Annotated in this window: 19 protein-coding genes and 1 pseudogene; 10 read left to right on the top strand and 10 right to left on the bottom strand. The window is 70.0% G+C overall.

Annotated features, from left to right (window positions below; translation table 11 throughout):
- The first annotated feature begins 19 nt into the window (after positions 1 to 19).
- Complete coding sequence (locus JQS43_RS08020; protein ID WP_239678429.1) at positions 20 to 778, top strand: lysophospholipid acyltransferase family protein; 759 nt, start codon at positions 20 to 22, stop codon at positions 776 to 778.
- A gap of 32 nt (positions 779 to 810) precedes the next feature.
- On the opposite strand, the gene JQS43_RS08025 is transcribed toward JQS43_RS08020, so the two are convergent.
- Complete coding sequence (locus JQS43_RS08025) at positions 811 to 4335, bottom strand: adenylate/guanylate cyclase domain-containing protein (RefSeq protein WP_239678430.1); 3525 nt, start codon at positions 4333 to 4335, stop codon at positions 811 to 813.
- Between the two features lie 168 nt (positions 4336 to 4503).
- On the opposite strand from JQS43_RS08025, the gene JQS43_RS08030 reads away from it, so the two are divergent.
- Positions 4504 to 4701 (top strand): hypothetical protein, encoded by a 198-nt coding sequence (locus JQS43_RS08030; RefSeq protein WP_239678431.1) that lies wholly within the window; start codon positions 4504 to 4506, stop codon positions 4699 to 4701.
- A 22-nt stretch (positions 4702 to 4723) separates the two neighbouring features.
- Here JQS43_RS08030 and JQS43_RS08035 read toward each other — a convergent pair whose 3' ends face one another.
- Positions 4724 to 5365, bottom strand: a complete 642-nt coding sequence (locus JQS43_RS08035; RefSeq protein WP_239679357.1) for a Crp/Fnr family transcriptional regulator — start codon at positions 5363 to 5365, stop codon at positions 4724 to 4726.
- A 259-nt stretch (positions 5366 to 5624) separates the two neighbouring features.
- Between JQS43_RS08035 and JQS43_RS08040 the strand changes: the two genes are divergently transcribed.
- The 3 genes from JQS43_RS08040 (at position 5625) to proC (ending at position 8157) form a co-directional block, all read left to right on the top strand.
- On the top strand, positions 5625 to 6146 hold the full coding sequence (locus JQS43_RS08040; RefSeq protein WP_239678432.1) for a polyadenylate-specific 3'-exoribonuclease AS: 522 nt from the start codon (positions 5625 to 5627) through the stop codon (positions 6144 to 6146).
- Positions 6147 to 6280: 134 nt separating this feature from the next.
- A complete protein-coding gene (locus JQS43_RS08045; protein ID WP_239678433.1) occupies positions 6281 to 7306 on the top strand; it encodes a 6-phosphofructokinase in 1026 nt (341 codons plus the stop codon).
- Between the two features lie 29 nt (positions 7307 to 7335).
- Complete coding sequence (proC, locus tag JQS43_RS08050) at positions 7336 to 8157, top strand: pyrroline-5-carboxylate reductase (protein WP_239678434.1); 822 nt, start codon at positions 7336 to 7338, stop codon at positions 8155 to 8157.
- A gap of 45 nt (positions 8158 to 8202) precedes the next feature.
- Here the strand turns inward: proC and JQS43_RS08055 are convergent, their stop codons facing one another.
- Together JQS43_RS08055 and JQS43_RS08060 are read right to left on the bottom strand one after the other, a co-directional pair.
- Complete coding sequence (locus JQS43_RS08055) at positions 8203 to 8694, bottom strand: glutathione peroxidase (RefSeq protein WP_239678435.1); 492 nt, start codon at positions 8692 to 8694, stop codon at positions 8203 to 8205.
- Positions 8695 to 8704: 10 nt separating this feature from the next.
- Complete coding sequence (locus tag JQS43_RS08060) at positions 8705 to 9337, bottom strand: thymidine kinase (protein WP_239678436.1); 633 nt, start codon at positions 9335 to 9337, stop codon at positions 8705 to 8707.
- Positions 9338 to 9464: 127 nt separating this feature from the next.
- Here JQS43_RS08060 and JQS43_RS08065 point away from each other — a divergent pair, with 127 nt between their 5' ends.
- From JQS43_RS08065 to JQS43_RS08075, 3 genes are all read left to right on the top strand, one after another.
- Positions 9465 to 10874 carry a class II 3-deoxy-7-phosphoheptulonate synthase gene (locus tag JQS43_RS08065; protein ID WP_239678437.1) on the top strand — a complete coding sequence of 470 codons (1410 nt, stop codon included), beginning with the start codon at positions 9465 to 9467 and terminating at the stop codon, positions 10872 to 10874.
- Positions 10875 to 11231: 357 nt separating this feature from the next.
- On the top strand, positions 11232 to 11882 hold the full coding sequence (locus tag JQS43_RS08070; protein ID WP_239678438.1) for a slipin family protein: 651 nt from the start codon (positions 11232 to 11234) through the stop codon (positions 11880 to 11882).
- 30 nt (positions 11883 to 11912) lie between these two features.
- Positions 11913 to 12944, top strand: coding sequence for a threonine aldolase family protein (locus JQS43_RS08075; protein ID WP_275581051.1), 1032 nt, complete (start codon positions 11913 to 11915; stop codon positions 12942 to 12944).
- 19 nt (positions 12945 to 12963) lie between these two features.
- On the opposite strand, the gene JQS43_RS08080 is transcribed toward JQS43_RS08075, so the two are convergent.
- Complete coding sequence (locus JQS43_RS08080; protein ID WP_239679359.1) at positions 12964 to 13815, bottom strand: LysR family transcriptional regulator; 852 nt, start codon at positions 13813 to 13815, stop codon at positions 12964 to 12966.
- Between the two features lie 89 nt (positions 13816 to 13904).
- Between JQS43_RS08080 and JQS43_RS08085 the strand changes: the two genes are divergently transcribed.
- Together JQS43_RS08085 and JQS43_RS08090 are read left to right on the top strand one after the other, a co-directional pair.
- Positions 13905 to 14639, top strand: coding sequence for an SDR family oxidoreductase (locus JQS43_RS08085; protein WP_239678439.1), 735 nt, complete (start codon positions 13905 to 13907; stop codon positions 14637 to 14639).
- 109 nt (positions 14640 to 14748) lie between these two features.
- Positions 14749 to 14994: pseudogene (locus JQS43_RS08090) on the top strand (SDR family oxidoreductase); the annotation flags it as partial.
- A 50-nt stretch (positions 14995 to 15044) separates the two neighbouring features.
- Here the strand turns inward: JQS43_RS08090 and JQS43_RS26260 are convergent.
- From JQS43_RS26260 to JQS43_RS08110, 5 genes are all read right to left on the bottom strand, one after another.
- Positions 15045 to 15371 carry a phosphotransferase-like protein gene (locus JQS43_RS26260; protein ID WP_420847664.1) on the bottom strand — a complete coding sequence of 109 codons (327 nt, stop codon included), beginning with the start codon at positions 15369 to 15371 and terminating at the stop codon, positions 15045 to 15047.
- Positions 15371 to 16033, bottom strand: coding sequence for a class I SAM-dependent methyltransferase (locus JQS43_RS08095; protein ID WP_239678440.1), 663 nt, complete (start codon positions 16031 to 16033; stop codon positions 15371 to 15373). The genes JQS43_RS26260 and JQS43_RS08095 overlap by 1 nt, the downstream gene beginning before the upstream one ends.
- Positions 16034 to 16052: 19 nt before the next feature.
- Complete coding sequence (locus tag JQS43_RS08100; RefSeq protein WP_239678441.1) at positions 16053 to 16628, bottom strand: GNAT family N-acetyltransferase; 576 nt, start codon at positions 16626 to 16628, stop codon at positions 16053 to 16055.
- 82 nt (positions 16629 to 16710) lie between these two features.
- Entirely contained in the window at positions 16711 to 16896 is a 186-nt protein-coding gene (locus tag JQS43_RS08105) for a hypothetical protein (RefSeq protein WP_420847665.1), read from the bottom strand.
- A 94-nt stretch (positions 16897 to 16990) separates the two neighbouring features.
- The gene (locus tag JQS43_RS08110) at positions 16991 to 17770 is read right to left on the bottom strand and encodes a DUF3592 domain-containing protein (protein ID WP_239678442.1); all 780 of its coding nucleotides are present in this window, start codon (positions 17768 to 17770) and stop codon (positions 16991 to 16993) included.
- Positions 17771 to 17853: the final 83 nt, after the last annotated feature.

Here is a 17853-nt window from a genome sequence, read left to right on the forward strand (position 1 = left end):
CTCGTGGGAAGGAACCGGGGTGCTCTACTGGTTGCTCAAATATGTGCTGGTCGGACCATGGCTGTGGGTGTTGTTCCGCCCGGCCGTGGAGGGCCGTAACTTCGTGCCCGCCGACGGGCCGGCGATCATCGCGAGCAACCATCTGGCGTTTCTCGACTCGATCTGGATGCCGCTGGTGGTCAAGCGGCAGGTGACCTTCGTCGCCAAGGCCGAATACTTCACCGGCCGAGGCATCAAGGGCTGGTTGGTGAAGACGTTCTTCCTGAGTACGGGCACCATTCCGGTGGACCGGGCCGGTGGCAGGGCCGCCCAGGCCGCCCTCGACACCCAGCTGCGGGTGCTCCGTCAGGGGCATTTGGCGGGGATCTACCCCGAGGGGACCCGATCGCCCGATGGCCGGCTCTACCGGGGCAAGACCGGGGTCGCCCGGTTGGCCCTCGACAGCGGTGCGCCAGTGATTCCGGTAGTGATGCTCAACGCCGATGAGCTGCAGCCGCCGGGCAAGCTGTTGCCGAAGATCCGTCGGGTGAAGATCCGATTCGGTCCACCGATGGACTTCAGCCGGTACGCCGGGATGTCCGGGGACCGGTTCGTGGAACGCGCGGTCACCGACGAGATCATGTACCAGCTCATGGAGCTCTCCGGTCGCGAGTACGTCGATGTCTACGCCCAGAAGATCAAGGCGGCCCAGGAGCGGGCCCAGCGTCGTGGTGAGCAGGCGGACGAGTCGGTGACTGAAGACCCGTCGTCCGGACACTTGGCGCCGCAGGGGCGCTAGCTCAGCTGCGCCCGGCGCTGGCAGCTCCGACGCTAGCCGGGGGTGATTCCGGCTACCCGCAGCAAGCCCGGCGTGCCTTTCGGCTGCGCGAAGTCGAGGAGTTCGGTGCGCAGGAGCGCGAGTCGCGCCTCGTCGTCGGCTCGGCGCAACGCCGCCGCGGCCAGCGCCAGGGCCAACATCCGGTCCGGGACCGACGGGATCTCCGCCAGCACCTCGGCGGCGGCCAGGTGCGCCTCACCAGCGGCCAGGTCATCGGGGGCCAGCGCCCCCTCCGCGGTGTGGAGCGCCGCTTCGCACCATCGGGTACGCCGCAGGGCGCGGAGCCGGGTGGCGAACGCCGCGGCCGGTCTTCGCCCGGTCAGGGCGGCCGCCACCGCCGCCTTGTTGACCCATTGCCCGCTGGCCATCACCGGGACCGCGCCCCAGCCCTCGATGAGTTCGTCCAACAGCTCCGCCGCCTCCGCCAGCTGACCGAGCATCGCCCGGTACAGTGCGGCGGCCGAGAGCGCCCCCCAGACCGACCGTTGATAGCCGGTCTCCCGAGCCAGCTGCAGCGTGGCCGCGACGGTGTCGGCGGCGGTGGCGTCGAGCCGCAGCGCCGCCAGGCAGACCCCGACATCGTCCACATCCTCCCAGTGGCCGGCGGCGGCGACCTCGGTGATCTGCCGAATCCGATCCAGGTCGCCGGTGAAGTAGGCCCGCATCTGTTCCCCGGAGTGGTCGGTCAGGGCGTTGTAGCCGCCTGGCCCGTCGAGCTGGAGCGACTCGGCGAACAGCGCCTGGGAGGCGCGCCAGTCGCCCTCCTCCCGGACCAGGTGGGACAGGTTGCGCAGGGCTCGGCGGAGGGTCACCATCTGGTCGCGCCGGCACTGCTCGGTGATCTCCCGGAGTACCTGCAGGGCGCCGCCGTCTCCCGCCTCGTAACGGGCGGTAGCGATCGTGATCCGGGCGCTCGCGGCGGCCTCGGCGAGTCCGAGCCGGTCGGCGATCACCGCGGCGCTCTCGGCGGCGGTGATCGCGGGCTCGATCTCGTAGCTGAGCATATAAAGCCGGCCCAGTTCGATGTAGAGGTCGACCTTGGTGGCGTCGTCCGGCAACGGTTCGGAGAGCTGGATCGCCCGGTGCAGGAATTCGAAGCCGGTGTGGCGGTCGGCGCGCATTCGGGCCTCCTGGGCGAGCAGGGTGTAGGCCCTGGCCGCTTCGGCCGCTGGCTCGCCCGGGGCCCCCTGCTCGGCGAGGTCGTTCAGCCGCTCGGCGAGGATGCGCAACTGGTTGGCGCCGTCGCCAGCGAGGAAGCTGTGCCGGTCGCGGTAAAAATCGATCTCCGCGGCGAAGAGCTCGAACCGGAGCCGCTCGGTCTCGGCCGCCAAGCCGTCGGCATCCGCGGCGGAGCCGGCCGGGTCGTCCGTGGTGAGCGAGAGCGCCCGGGCGATGTGCCGGGCGGCCGCGTCGAGCGCGTGCAGGGCGTAGGCGTGCTTCGCGGCGCGGTAGAGCGCCTGCCGGGCGGCTAGGGCGTAGCGGCCGACGGGCATCCGGAGCGATCGGGCGATCTCGTGACCGGCCCACCGGTGATGGGCGAGCACCTCGGCCAGGTCGGTGTCGTGGCGCTGCCACACGGTTTCGAGCCAGTCCGCGGTGCGCTCGTGCCGGGCGATCCGCTCGGTACGGGGGAGGCGTTGGTAGCAGACATCGCGAACCAGGACGTGCTGGAACCGAAACTCGCCCTCACCGGCCATCGTGGACTCTAGCTGCTCGATGATGAATTCGCGCTGCTCCAGCCGGCGCAGCGACCGTTCGACCGAGCCGGCGGCCCGGCCGAGGGCCGCGGCGACCGCGCCCGGCCAGAACTGCATGCCCACCACCGCAGCCGCCTGGAGCACCGCCCGGTCGGCCGGATCGAGTAGATCGACCCGGTTGGCGATCACGCCGTGCACGCTCTCGGGCATCGGAAGCTGCTCGTTGTTCAGACCGGTGTCGGTCTGCCCAGGCAGTAGGGTGGCGGCGACCGCACCGCGCTCTACCAGCATCCGCACGTACTCCTGGGCGTAGAGCGGATTGCCGTCGGCGAGTTCGACCAGCGGGCGTAACGCTTCGGCGGTGAAGAACGCTTTGCCGAGCATGTGCCGGCAGAGCGCGGCCATGCCGTCGCTGCGTAGCGGTGGCAGGGTGATGGTCAACGATCCGGTGATCGTGCCGGCCCAGCTGGCGTCCCGCTCCACCAACTCGGGCCGCGCCGTAGTCAACACCAGCAGCGGCACCTCTCGAGCGGCGGCTGCGAGCAGTTCGATGAACCGGCGCATGGACTCGTCGGCCCAGTGCAGGTCCTCGAAGGCGAGCACGGTGGGGCGGTGGCGGGCCAGCCGGATGAGGAACCGCCGCCACGCCGACTCGGCCTCTTCGGCCGGAAGTCCGGCACCGGGCAGGCCGACCAGCGGTCGCAACGCCTCGATCAGCCGGTCCGCCTCCGCACCCTGCGCCACCTGCCGTACCGCGCGGTCCAACCGCTGCCGGGCGGTCTGCGGCGAGTCGCTGTCCAGGATGCCGGCCTGGGCCTTGACGATGTCAGTGAGGCCGGCGTACGTCACGTTCTGGCCGAACGGTGGGCAGTTGCCGACGTGCCAGGTCACCGCGGTACCGGCGATCCGGTCGGCCCGCCGGCGTAGTTCCCGCACCAGCCGGCTCTTGCCGATCCCGGCCTGCCCGAAGATGGTGACCAGTTGGGCGGTCTGGCCGGTCACGGTCCGTTGCAGTGCGCCAGCGAGCAGGCCGAGTTCGTGCTCCCGCTCCACCAACGGCGTGGCGTCCGGCTCACCACCGTCTGGCCGGCGTTGGACCGGTGCCACCGCCAGGAAGAGTTCGGTCTGCGCCGACCGTCCCCGAAGCTGAGTGGCGGCGTGTGGCTCGTACCGGATGGTGGTCGCGGTCTGGGCCTGGGTGTTCCCGCACACCAGCACGCCCCCCGGCGGCGCGATCGCCTCGATCCGGGCGGCGGTGCTGACGACGTCGCCGGCGACGATCGCCTGCCCACCGTCGCGGGCGGCGGCGATGTCCACCAGCGCCTCCCCGGTGGCGATGCCCACCCGGTAACGCAACTCTTCACCGTGCTCGGCGGCGAGGTCGAGCAGCAGCCGTTGCAGCTCCAGGCCGGCGCGCACGCAGCGCAGCGGGTCAGCTTCGGTGGTGATCGGGGCACCGAACAACGCCATCACGGCGTCGCCGATGTACTTCTCCACCACGCCACCGTGCTCGTGGACCACGGTACGAGCGACCTGGTAGAAGCGGCTCTGCAACTGCCGGACCAGCTCCGGATCGGCCTGCTCGGCGTACCTGGTGGACTCGACCTGATCAACGAAGAGGACGCTCACCCGCCGGCGGTCCTCGGTGCTCGGTCGGCTGGGCGGTTGCTCGTCGCGGGGCTGGCCGCAGCCGGTGCAGAACGCGGTGCCCGGGCGCAACGGTCGGCCGCACTGCCGGCAGGAGTCGGTAAGTGCGCTGCCGCAACCGCCGCAGAATCGGTCATCGTCGGTGACGGCTCGGGAACACCGTGGGCAAACCACTTTGACGAGTATGCCGTCTCGGGCAAACTGTCGGAACCCCGTCTGTCGGCCACCAGACATTGGCCGCTCGGCAGGTATCACTCAGCCGTCCACCTGGCTAGCCTCGATTGGCGCGGGGGTCGGTCATCGTCCGGCCGCTGACCATCTATTACACGGAGCGGAGAAAGTATGGTTTACGTGAAGCTTGAGCGTTCGTGGACGGACTCGGCAGGGACGACGCACGACGCGGGGGCGATGGTGGACGTCGACGCCGGGACGCTGGCGTCGTTGCAGGCCAACGGCACGGTCACCGAGCCCGGCAGCGGTGACCCGCGGCCGGACACCTCCGGCTGGGCCGGCCCTGACGGCGGCGGGTCGAACGCCTAGACCGATGCCCCGGCCCGGGTGGTCAAGCGGTCATACCCGCGCGCCGGCGCAACGCCGGTAGGTCGGTGACGATGATCCGGCGGCCTTCGGTGCGCAGCCAGCCACGGGCTGAGAACGAGCCGATCGCCTGGTTCACGCTCTGGCGCGAACCGCCGGCCATCTCAGCGAGCTGGCTCTGGTTGAGTTCGATGGTGACCATCGCCGCCTGGCTGTCACCGGCCAGCCGTACCAGCGCTTTGGCCACCCGGCCGGGCAGGTCGAGGAAGACATGGTCCGCGTTCTGTTCGGTGAGCCGGCGGATCAGCCCGCCGAGGGCGCGCATTACCGCGTCCAGGATCACCGGATGGGAGTGGACCAGGTCGAGGAAGGCGGCGCGGGACAACGCCAGCGCAGCGCAGTCCTCGATCGCCTCGGCCGAGGCGGAGCGGGGCGAGCCGTCCAGCAACGACACCTCGCCGAGCACATCCGGAGGGCGTACCACCGACAGCAGGGCACGCTCGTTGGTCGGCGCGATCAGATAGACGGCAACCGCGCCGCGCCGGAGCACCACCAGCGAGTCGCCCGGATCGTCCTGATGGAACAGCACCTGGCCCTTGCGATAGGTGCGGGGGACCGCGGCGGCGATCACCCGCTGCCGGGCCTCCGGGCTGAGGCCGGCGAACATCTCCACCCCGGCGAGCGCGTCGCCGCCGCCATCTGGCGAGAAATTTACCTCCACGACTGTCTATCCTCCCAGAGTCGGGGTCCGGCCACGGAGCGGGCTCCGGCGCTCCTGGGTTGCGGCCGACGGGGCGACCGGGTGTCACGAGTCATGCGGCGAGGGTAGTAGTTCGCTGCCAAGGCTGGCTGGCCCGGTCCGCTACGACGCGCTACCGGGCGCCGCGATTCGCCCGCGGTGGCGCCGATGGGTGATGATGGTCCGGATGGTTTACCGGTATTTCTACGATTGTGAGTTCATCGAGGACGGGCGCGTGGTCGACCTGGTCTCGATCGGAGTGGTGGACGAGTTCGGCCGGGAGTTCTATGCGGTCTCCACCGAGTTCGACGCCGCCGCGGCGGTGCCCTGGGTGCGCCGCAATGTGCTCGCGAAGCTGCCATCACCCGCCGACCGCGCCTGGCGCTCCCGGCGCGAGATCCGCGATCAACTGTGGGAGTTCCTCACCGAGCCGGTCCGCGACTCGGGCGAGGAGCTGGAGCTGTGGGCCTGGTACGCGGCGTACGACCACGTCGTGCTGGCGCAACTGTGGGGGGCCATGCCACAGCTGCCGCGGGAGATTCCCCGGTTTACCAAGGACCTCCGCCAACTCTGGGACGACCTGAAACGGCCGAAGCTGCCCGCGCCCGAGGCGGGGCGCCACGACGCGCTGGTGGACGCCCGGCACAATCTGGCGCGCTGGCGCGCCATGACCGGGGCGCGCGAACCCGGACCAGGCCAGTGGCGATAAGGTGACGAGTACGGCCCGCCCCGGGCCGGCAATGAGGCCGTCGCCAGCCGGGGCCGACATGTAAGGCCTGATCTCAGCGCCCGCGCAGCGCCGGGCCGCTGAGCTTCGACAACCCTGTGGGAAGGACGAGCGTCATGCGAATCGGCGTGCTCACCGGCGGCGGTGACTGCCCTGGCCTCAACGCGGTGATCCGGGCGGTGGTCCGAAAGGGGATCACCGAGTACGGCCACGAGTTCGTGGGTTACCGCAACGGTTGGCGGGGTCCGCTGGACAACCTGACCCGGCCGTTGGATGTCAGCTCGGTACGCGGGATCCTGCCGCGGGGAGGCACCATCCTCGGCTCCTCGCGGACCAACCCCTTCAAGATCGAGGGCGGTGTCGAGAAGATCACCGCCAACCTCGCCGAGCAGGGTGTGGACGCGCTGGTCGCGATCGGCGGCGAGGACACCCTCGGGGTTGCGGCCAAGCTCTACGACCAGGGCGTGCAGGTGGTCGGGGTGCCGAAGACCATCGACAACGACTTGAACGCGACCGATTACACCTTCGGGTTCGACACCGCCGTCAACATCGCCATGGAGGCGATCGACCGGCTCCACACCACCGCGGAGAGCCACCACCGCTGCCTGGTGGTCGAGCTGATGGGCCGGCACGCGGGCTGGATCGCCCTACACGCCGGCATGGCCGGCGGCGCCAACGTGATCCTGCTGCCGGAGCGGCAGTTCGACGTGGAGAAGGTCGCCGCGTACGTCGAGAAGCGGTTCGAGACCGAATATTCGCCGATCGTGGTGGTCGCCGAGGGCGCCACCCCGCTGACCGGCCAGATGGTGCTGCAGAACCAGGAGCGGGACGCGTTCGGGCACGTCCGGCTCGGCGGGATCGGCCAGTGGCTGGCCGAGCAGGTCGAGGAGCGCACCGGCAAGGAGTCGCGAACCGTGGTGCTCGGGCACATCCAGCGCGGCGGCACGCCCACCGCCTTCGACCGGGTGCTCGCTACCCGGTTCGGGCTGCAGGCGATCGACGCCGTCCACGACGGCGACTGGGGCAAGATGGTGGCGCTACGCGGCACCGACATCGTCCGGGCGCCGCTGTCGGAGGCGACCGCCGAGCTGAAGACGGTTCCGATCGAGCGGTACGCCGAGGCCGAGGTCTTCTTCGGCTGAGTAGCTGACCCGACCTGAAGGAGTGGGTAATGGCGCCGGGGGTGCACACGGTCGCGGTGATCGGAGCCGGCAAGATCGGTGAGTTGGTGCTCGCCGGTTTGTTGCGGGCCGGTTGGCCACCGGACCGGCTGCTGGGCACCACCCGGCGCCCGGAACGAGCTGCCGAGCTGGCCGAGCGGTACGGCATCCGGATGGTGGACAACCCCACCGCCGTGACCGAGGCGGCGGTGTTGGCGATCGCGGTGAAGCCGCAGGACGCTCCGGCGTTGCTGGCCGAGCTCGGGCCGCAGGTGCCGCCAGAGAAGCTGGTGCTCTCGCTCTGCGCCGGGCTGCCCACCAGCTTCTTTGGGGAGCGGCTCGCCCCCGGCACACCGGTGGTCCGGGTGATGACCAACACTCCGGCGGTGGTGGACGCGGCGATGACCGCGATCGCGGCCGGTCCGCACGCCACCGGCGAGCAGTTGGCCATCGCCGAGGAGATGTTCACCCCGCTGGGCCGGACGATCCGACTGCCCGAGAGCCAGTTGGATGCCGTGACTGCGCTCTCCGGCTCCGGCCCGGCGTACTTCTACTACCTGGTGGAGGCGATGACCGACGCCGGGATCCTGCTGGGCCTGCCGCGGCAGGTCGCGCACGACCTGATCGTGCAGACCGCGGTCGGTTCGGCGGTGATGTTGCGCGACTCCGGCGAGCATCCGGTGCGGCTGCGGGAGGCGGTCACCTCGCCGGCCGGGACCACCATCTCGGCGATCCGGGAGCTGGAACGGCACGCGGTGCGGGCGGCGCTGATCGCGGCGCTGGAGGCCGCCCGGGACCGGGCCCGGGAACTCGCCGCCGCCACCAAGAGCTAACGACCCGGCCGACCACGAGCGTGATCGGCCGGGCCAAACCCGAGGTCAGTTCGGTAGCACCTTCTCGATCGCGGCGACCAGCTCCGGGGCGTCCGGCTCGGTGCCCGGGTCGAACCTGCCGGCCACTGAACCGTCCGGCGCCACCAGGAACTTCTCAAAGTTCCACCGGATATCACCGGTGTGGCCCGCCGCGTCGGCGGTGGTCACCAGCTGCTGATAGAGCGGATGCCGGCCAGCCCCGTTGACCTCCACCTTCGCGGTCATGGGGAAGCTGACGCCGTAGTTCCGCTCACAGAACTCGGCGATGTCGGCCGCGCTGCCCGGCTCTTGGCCGCCGAACTGGTTACAGGGCACTCCTAGCACCACCAACCCCCGGCTGGCGTAGGCCTGCCAGAGCGCCTGCAACCCGGCGTACTGGTTGGTGAGGCCGCACTCGGAGGCGACGTTGACCACCAACAGTGCCCGGCCCCGATACTGTGACAGCTCGGCCGACCCGCCGGTGAGTGCGTCGATTTCTACGTCGAAGACGGTAGTCATGGCGGCGAGACTACCCTGCGGGCCCGAGCTGCCCCCGCTGATGGTGGCGCCGGCACAGCACCTGGTAGCGAACTCCGTCGCCGTCGGTGTCGCCGATCACCACCTGGGCCCCCTCCCGGGCGACCACGCCGTCGACGATCCGGGCGTTGTGTAGTCCTCGCCGGCCGCACCAGCACCACACCTCGACCTGCAGCCGCGAAACCTCGTCCGCGAGCTCGAAGAGCCGCTGCGCTCCCGGGAACATCCGGGCCCGGAAGTCGGTGGCGAGCCCGAACGCGTAGACATCGATCTCCGCCTCGTCCACCAGCTGGGCCAGCTGCTCGACCTGCGCCACGGTGTAGAACGACGCCTCGTCGCAGATCAGGTAGTGCACCGGGGCCGGCTGCCCGGCGACCAGCTCCCGCAGGTCCAGCTCCGCGGTGACCTCGACCGCTTCGCGGCTGAGCCCGATCCGGCTCGACAACTGAGCCGGGCCGGCCCGGTCGAAGGTGCTCAGCACCAGCCCTCGCCGGCCCTGCCGGGCGTGGTTGTAGTCCAGCTGCAGCGCCAGCGTCGACTTGCCGCAGTCCATCGGGCCCCAGAAGAAACGCAGCGCGGCACCGGCCGCCGGCGATACCGGTGGCCGCCCTCGGTCATCGGTCATGTCACCGGAGGGTACGGGGCCGGGCCCGTACCCTCCGGTGGTGGTCTCCGGTGATCATCGCCCAGTAGGCGGAACAGGGTGGGCTCGGTGATGGCGGAGCCAGTGACTCGCCGTAGGCTTGTCAGTCATGAGCCGCCAGTGGCATGAGTTCTCTCACCCGGGGGTCGAGTCCCCGGTCTTCGCGGTCGCCCGCCCCGCGACCGACCCGACCGAAGCCAAGGCGCTGGGCCTGGACACCTGGCGGGAGCTACCCCGGGCGCAGACCCCACCGTGGCCCGACCAGGCCGCCGTCGCCGATGTCTGCCGGGTCCTCGACACCGTCCCCTCGGTGGTCGCGCCGTACGAGGTCGACCAGCTCCGGGAGCGGCTGGCGATGGTCTGCGCCGGGGAGGCGTTCCTGCTGCAGGGCGGCGACTGCGCCGAGACCTTCGCCGACAACACCGAGCCCCATCTGCTCGCCAACGCCCGCACGCTGCTGCAGATGGCGGTGGTGCTGACCTATGGCGCCTCGCTGCCGGTGGTGAAGGTCTCCCGGGTCGCCGGCCAGTACACCAAGCCCCGGTCGAATCCGACCGACGCGCTGGGCCTGCCGGTCTACCGCGGTGACATGATCAACTCTTTGGAGCCGACCGCGGAGGCCCGGGTCGCCGATCCGCAACGGATGGTCCGGGCGTACGCGAACGCCTCCAGCGCAATGAACATGCTCCGCGCCTACCTCGCCGGCGGCCTCGCCGACCTGCACGCCGTGCACACCTGGAATAAGGGCTTCGTGCGGGATTCGCCCGCCGGCGAGCGCTACGAGGCGATCGCCCGGGAGATCGACCGGGCGCTGGCGTTCATCCAGGCCTGCGGCCTCACCGACGACGAGGCGCTGCGGACGGTCACGATCTTCTGCTCCCACGAGGCGCTCGCCCTGGAGTACGACCGGGCGCTGACCCGGGTCGCCGCCAGCGGCCGGGCGTACGGGCTCTCCGGACACTTCCTGTGGGTGGGGGAGCGGACCCGGCAGATCGACGGCGCCCACGTCGACTTCATCTCCCGGATCGCCAACCCGATCGGGGTGAAGATCGGCCCCGGCTGCACGCCGGAGCAGGCGGTGGAGCTGTGCGAGAAGCTCAACCCGGAAAACATCCCCGGTCGGTTGACCTTGGTGGCCCGGATGGGTAACCAGCGGGTCCGGGAGGCGCTGCCACCGATCGTGCAGAAGGTCACCGCCGCCGGCCACCAGGTGGTGTGGCAGTGCGACCCGATGCACGGCAACACCTTCGAGACCTCCAACGGGTTCAAGACCCGCCACTTCGACCGGATCGTCGACGAGGTGCTGGGCTACTTCGAGGTGCACCGGGAGCTGGGCACCCACCCGGGTGGGCTGCATGTGGAGCTCACCGGGGAGCCGGTCACCGAGTGCCTGGGCGGCGCCCAGTCGATCGAGGACACCGACCTGCCGGACCGCTACGAGACCGCCTGCGACCCTCGCCTGAACACCCAGCAGTCGCTGGAGCTGGCGTTCCTGGTCGCCGAGATGCTGCGCGGCTAGCCGGGCGCGGCTAGCCGGGCGCGGCCACCCGGGCGCGGCCACCCGGGCGCGGCCACCCGAGGAGAATCCGGGTGCGCGCGGTTGCCGGTCTTGTCTAGAGTGGCCATCCTTGGGTGCCGCCGACTAACGGCACACCGGCATCGCCGGCTCGTGTTCCGTGGCGCATCCGAGTTTTGTGGCACGGGCGCTCCGGCGCTCCTGGTTCAAATCCAGACCGGGCCCCGTGCCGCCACCGGCCGCCCTCGGGCGACCGGTCGGCTGGCTCTGCGGGCTCACCTCTCGGGGTGGACGCCCCCGCCGGCCGGCCGGGGCCGACGGCGGCACGGGTCCCGGATTCACTCCTCCGGAAGGGAGACCATGGCGACCATCATCGTCCGGCAGTACCAGCGCGCGGTTCGGCTGGTCGACGGCGAGGCCCGCGAGGTCCTGGCGCCGGGCCGGTACCGCTACCGGCCGCCCCGCACCGAGATCCTGCCGGTTGACCTCCGATCGCAGCTGCTGACCGTATCCGGGCAGGAGGTGCTCACCGCGGACGGGGTCGCGGTACGGGTGACCGTGGTGCTCCGGATCGCGGTCAGTGACCCGGTCACCCACCTGACCGTCAGCCAGCAGCCGACCGACGAGGTCTACACCGCCGCCCAGCACTCCGTGCGCGCCGCGGTCACTGAGCTGACCCTGGAGGCGCTGCTGGCGGCCCGGGCAAGCCTCGGCCCGCAGCTGGTGCCGGAGGTGGCGGCGGCGGGGGAGCGGGTGGGGTTGACGGTCGACCAGGTCAGCCTCCGTGACGTGATGCTCCCTGGTGAGCTGCGCCGTGCGTACGCGCAGACGGTGCTCGCCCGCGAGCAGGGTCGGGCGGAGCTGGAACGGGCCCGGGCGGAGACGGCGGCACTGCGGTCGATGGCGAACTCCGCCAAGCTGCTGGAGCAGCACCCGGCGCTGCTGCGGCTGCGGACCCTCCAGGTGGCCGAGCAGGCCGGCACCGAGCTGCGGCTGACCGTCGGCGACTAGGGCGGCCCGCCCCGCCCGTACCATGGCGGGGTGAGTCGACCCGTGGATCTGCGCAGCGACACCGTGACCCGGCCGACCCCGGCGATGCGTGAGGCGATGGCGCAGGCCGAGGTCGGCGACGACGTCTACGGCGAAGACCCGTCCCTTGGCGCGCTGGAGGCGGCGGCGGCGATCCGGTTCGGCCAGGAGGCGGCGCTGTTCACCCCTAGCGGGGTGATGGCGAACCAGATCGCGCTGCAGCTGTTGGTCTCGCCGGGGCAGGAGCTGCTCTGCGACGCCGACGCCCACGTGGTCACCTACGAGGGCGGCGCCGCCGCGGTGCACGGTGGGATCTCCACCCGCACCTGGCAGCCGGCCGGGGCCGCGATCGACGTGGCGGCGGTGGCGGGCATGATCCGGCCCGACGGTTTCCACGCGGTGCCGACCGCCGCGATCGCGGTGGAGCAGACCCACAACCGGTCCGGCGGCACCGTCATCCCGTTCGACACCCTGCGGGCGCTGCGGGTGGTCACCGAGGAGCACGGCGTCGGCCTGCACTGCGACGGCGCCCGGATCTGGCACGCGCACATCGCCGACGGGGTGCCGCTGGCGGATTACGGGCAGCAGTTCGACACCCTCTCGGTGTGCCTGTCCAAAGGGCTGGGGGCGCCGGTCGGGTCGTTGGTGATCTCCTCAGCGGAGCGGATCGCCCGGGCCCGCACGATACGGGCCCGGATGGGCGGGGCGATGCGCCAGGCGGGGGTGCTGGCCGCCGCCGGGCAGTACGCATTGGAGCACCACGTCGCCCGGCTCGCCGACGACCATGACCGGGCAGCCCGGCTGGCGGCGGCGCTGGCCCCCAGCGGGGTGGTGGATCCGGCGGCGGTGCGCACTAACATCGTGGCGCTGGACCTGACCAAGGCGCCGCTCGACGGCCCGTCGTTGGGGGCGGCGGCCCGGGAGCAGGGGGTGCTCGTCTCCGTGTTGGGTCCGCGGTTCGGCCGGCTCGTCACCCACCTCGACGTGACCGACGCCGACCTCGACCGCGCCATCGACGTGCTGCTGCCGCTGCTAACCCGGTAAGCGGTGCGATAGGCCCTCATCACAGGGCGGTCGCGGTGCGGACCAGACCGGCGATGGCCCGGGAGCGGCTGTGCGGTAGCCAGGCGAGCACGGTCGTGACGTGCGGTGCGTCGGTCAGCGGTACGGCGGTGTGTGCGTTCCACAACCAGGCCCGGGAGGAGGCGCAGAGGACGGCCATGGTGTGCCCGAGGGCGATCAGCTGGGCCAGTTGCGACTGGTCGTGGATCTCGGGACCCGGGCCGGGTTCATAGGTGCCGTCCTGCCGGGGCCAGCGGGCCACCGGCAGATCCGGCACGTCGCTGATCTCGGCCATGGTCAGCGACGTCCGCGCGGCGAGCGGATGCCCGGCGGGCAGGATGGCGATCTGCTGTTCGGTCAGCAAGTCTTCGGTGTCGAAGTCGGCGAGAGCGTCGAAGGGCCGCTGCATGAGCGCCACGTCGGCGCGGCCGTCGCGCAACATCGGCCCCTGCTCTCCCATGCGGCACAGCACGACCTCGATCTCGGCAGCGTCCGGGGCGGCGGCGTGTGCGTCGAGCAGCTTCCGCAACAGGTCGTGACCCGCACCGGCCTTCGTCACCAGCACCAGCCGATTCCCGGCCGACGCGGCGCGGCGGGTACGTCGGGTGGCTGCGGCGGCCGCGTCGAGGATGTCACGCGCCTCGTCGAGCAGCGTCTTGCCCGCGCCGGTGAGGGCGACCCCTCGGCGGCTACGGTCGAAAAGGGTGACCCCGAGGCGCCGTTCGAGCTGCTGGATCGCCCGGGACAGCGGCGGCTGGGCGATGCCGAGCCGCTCGGCCGCCCGGCTGAAGTGCAGTTCCTCGGCGACCGTGACGAAGTATCTCAGCTCGCGGGTCTCTAGCGTGTCCACCAGACCACGATACTGCGGTGATACCGGCCGGGTATGACAGCGCACCAACCTGGTGTAACGAGGTCACCCACCGCCGCGCCACCATCGCAGTCATGACCGACACAAAGACCGCGCTGGTGACCGGCGCGAACAAGGGACTCGGATTTGAGATCGCGGCAGGGCTCGGCGCCCGGGGCTACCGGGTGGCGGTGGGCGCCCGCGACCAGGCCAGGGGAGAGACGGCCGTCAAGACGCTGGCCGACGCCGGAGTGGACGCGTACGCGGTGCCGCTCGACGTCACCAGCGACCACAGCGTCACCGAGGCCGCGCGCCTGATCGAACACCGGGGCGGCGGGCTGGACGTCCTGGTCAACAACGCTGGCATCGCCGGTGAGACCGGACCGGGGTGGGGGCAGGACCCGACCACCCTCGACCTCGATGTCGTCCGCGCCGTCGTGGACACCAACGTCTACGGCGTGATCCGGGTGACCAACGCGATGCTACCGCTGCTGCGGCGCTCCGACTCTCCCCGCATCGTCAACATCTCCAGCAGCGTCGGGTCGATGACCTGGCAGAGCGACCCGGAGATCGAGGTCGGACCGATCATGGCGGCCTACTCGCCGACCAAGTCCTACCTCAACGCCGTCACCGTGCACTACGCGCGACAGTTCGCCGGCACCAACATCCTCATCAACGCCGCCTGCCCGGGCCTGGTCGCGACCGACTTCACCGGCTTCTACGGGCGCCCACCGCAGGAGGCCGCGGCGACCGCGATCCGGCTCGCCACGCTGCCCGACGGTGGCCCGACCGGCTCATTCGTCAACGACGACGGCGTCATCCCCTGGTGACGCCGTATCGCCGTCATCCTGACGGGTAGCCCGGGCTCGTCAGGGCCTCGCAGGCGGCGGAGACGGGTGCGAAGCCCCGCAGGTCGCCGGCGCGGCCCTCACCCAGTTTCTGATCGGCCTGACCAAGGCACTCGGACGCGAACTAGGTCCCGGGCCATCGCAGTGAACCTGGTGAACCCGGGCGCGACCGACACCGAACTGAACCCGGCCGACGGTCCCAACGCAGACACGATCAACGGGTTCACCGCACGCAGCACCAGCCGATGTCGCCGCCGCTGTGGCCTTCCTCGCCAGCCCCGACGGGCGGTACGTCACCGGCGCGACCGTCAACGTCGACGGCGGTTTCACCATCTGATCATCGATCTACAGGTGCGCACCGTACGCCCCAGCGGCGATCTTGGAGAGTTAGTGTTCGCAGCGAACACTAACTCTCCAAGATTGACTCTCCTCGCGGCCGAGCCGGCGAACTGAGGTGGTTGTCCACCTCCAGGACATAGACGACATCCTGGTGGACCACATCTCCGGCCCGACGCTGATCCCGCCGTCCGCGGCGAAGGTGATGCCAGCGTCGGTTTCCTGCATGGACACGGGCATCAAGCCGAGCAACGTGTCGACCCCGACCGCGAGCCACGGATCAGGCAGTACGGCCTGCAGGCACCGGGCAATTCCAGACCTACCTGAGCTCGATCCGCCGTTCAGCACGATCACACGAGTTGCAACCTGCCCACGCATTACTCGCTGCCCGCGACTAGCATGTATCCCTCGGCATCGGGGTCGAAAGTGGTGGTCTGGACCGTGAGCCCGACGCTGTGCAACTGCTCCACGAGTTCCTCGTACCGGAACGGCCAGCAGGACAACCGCTCCGAGCAGGTTTGGAGCGACCCGTCCGGCTCGAGCTGTGCGACAGCAATCTCCAAGGAGTGCTCCTGCTCCCAGCGTTGCTCGATCTGCCAGTTGTAGATGACGACCGCATCGCGGCCGTTGCGGCGGATGATTCGATCACGGATGTCGAGCCGGGAGCCGCCAGCGCGCACGAGCTCCCGCGTGCGTGACGTCAGCACGAGGCGTCCGCCGCGATTGAGGAGCCGCGACATCGAGGCCAACGCGGTCAACCGCCCGGTCGAGCCTTGCGCGTGATGGAGCGAGTTGCCCACGCAGAACACCACGTCAAAGGTCGAGGCATCGAGATGGTCGGGCAACTCATCCCAGCTGACGTGCAGTGTCTGAAGCGGAACACCCGCTTCGTCTGCGAGTTGCCGGGTCCGGTGGATCATCCCCAGGCTCGCGTCCGCCGCGACCACGTCCAGGCCGAGACCGGCGAGCCCAACCGCGAGCTGGCCGGTCCCAGATGCGCAGTCGAGGACGCGCGCCCCATACCCAGCCACCGCGATCACCTCCGTCGACTCGAATGTCTCAACTGGGCGTGATGGCCAGCCATTGCTCGCGAGTGATCGCGTACTCGACCTCGCCCTGATCGCTCCCGGGCAGCGGGTCGTCGAAGTCCAGCTGAAAGGTGCGAACATGGCGCAAGCCGACCGACGCCATCGTGGCCCGCGACGCCTGGTTCACTGCCATTGTCTCGGCGAAGATCCGGTGCAGTTCGAGTTCCTCGAACCCGTGCCGGACCAGTTCGCGGGCGCCTTCGCTGGCCAGACCCTGACGCCAGTACCGGCGCAGCAGGCGGTAACCCAGCGTCGCCTGACCGTCGAGCGGGCCCTGGTCGGTGCGGTGCGGCGGGCCCAGAATCCACCAGCCGACGAAGGCCTCGTCGACGAACCCTGCCCAGAAGCCAAGCCCACAAACCGAGGTCGCGGCGGCCAGCCGCCGTTGATGAAGCTCCTCTACCTCCGCACGTCCCCGCGGCCGGCCCAGGTAGCGCATCACCTCTGGGTCAGCATCCAACTCGACCTCATAGTCCAGATGGTCGTCACATAGCGGTACGAGTCGAATCCGCGGAGTCCGCAGTGTCGCCTGGGCCATGACAGGCATACTGGCTTCAGCAGACGTCCCGGCTCAAGCAGATTACTCCTCCGATTCCACCCGATGCACTGGATCACTTTGCCGAACTGCTTCATCTCGGCGACGGCCGTCCTGCCGCAACCGCCCTCGCCGAGAGATCGAGGTGTCGCCAGTCCACGTCGGCTATGGGTAGCTCACGGCTGTGGAACGTCGCCGCTACGCGGTGCCGGCCGCGCAGGGCTTGCCGGATGACCTCGCTTCCGAGAAAGCCGCTGCCGCCGAGCACCAGGAGATCCATCCAGCTAACGTACGGCAGATCGATCGGTTCAACGCCGACCTGCTCGGCGCGGGCTTCGTGACACTGCACCGGTACACCCGACCGGAACCCAATATTACGAGCCGCCGGCTCCGGCAGGTGAGTCGAGTTGCTGGATTAGCAGCGCGATCGTGGTGTTCACCTGCTCGCGATCGTAGCCACGAAGGGCTGTCGGAAAACTGAGCGACCGCAGCTTCCCTGCGGCCGCCAGGCGGGTCGTGTCATCCTCGGCTGTGATAGCCGCGATCGCCTCGCTTACGGCTGCATCGACCTCGGCTTGTCGATATCCACGCAGAACCACAGCGAAGGACGGCCGCATGCTCGTAGACTTCCCAAGTCCATCAGAGGTAGAAACCATGGACGGTGTCGAATCCCGATATTCAAGGGCTGTGCCGGGTGGTGAGCGACGGGGTTTGGAGGCGGGAAGCGCCAGCAGACACGCGATCGTCGCGACAAGACCCCATAGCCCGACGCCCATATGGTGAGCGATCAATCTAAAGCCGTCGCTGCCCCCTCCGGTGTCAGTAGCCACCAGCATCGGTTGCTCCGGGTCGGCATACACCAACACTTGATCGCCGACGGCGAGCCTGCTCACCGAGTCGGTTTCGCTCCACAGCACCTCCGTAACGTACTCCGTACCATCCACGGAGTACGTTACGGTTGCCCGCTGCGCACTGATAGAGGTGGCCCTGAGTGTGGTTAGAAGCCAAGGTTTCTCCACCGCGAGAGCGTCTGCCACGATAGGCGTGCCGGTCGTGACACGCCTTTCCAGTCGTTCGTCCACCGCATTCTCTGCCGCCTGGTAGGCCGCGCCACCAACCAAGAGGGCGAGGACCCAGCTGGCGCCGACGGCCACCCGCCTTCTTGTTACGGACCCCTGCCGATTCCTGCCCCATTTCATCGAATTCACTCGACCGCCGACAGCTTCTTCACTCATGT

Source organism: Natronosporangium hydrolyticum (assembly GCF_016925615.1).
GTDB classification, from domain to species: Bacteria; Actinomycetota; Actinomycetes; order Mycobacteriales; family Micromonosporaceae; genus Natronosporangium; species Natronosporangium hydrolyticum.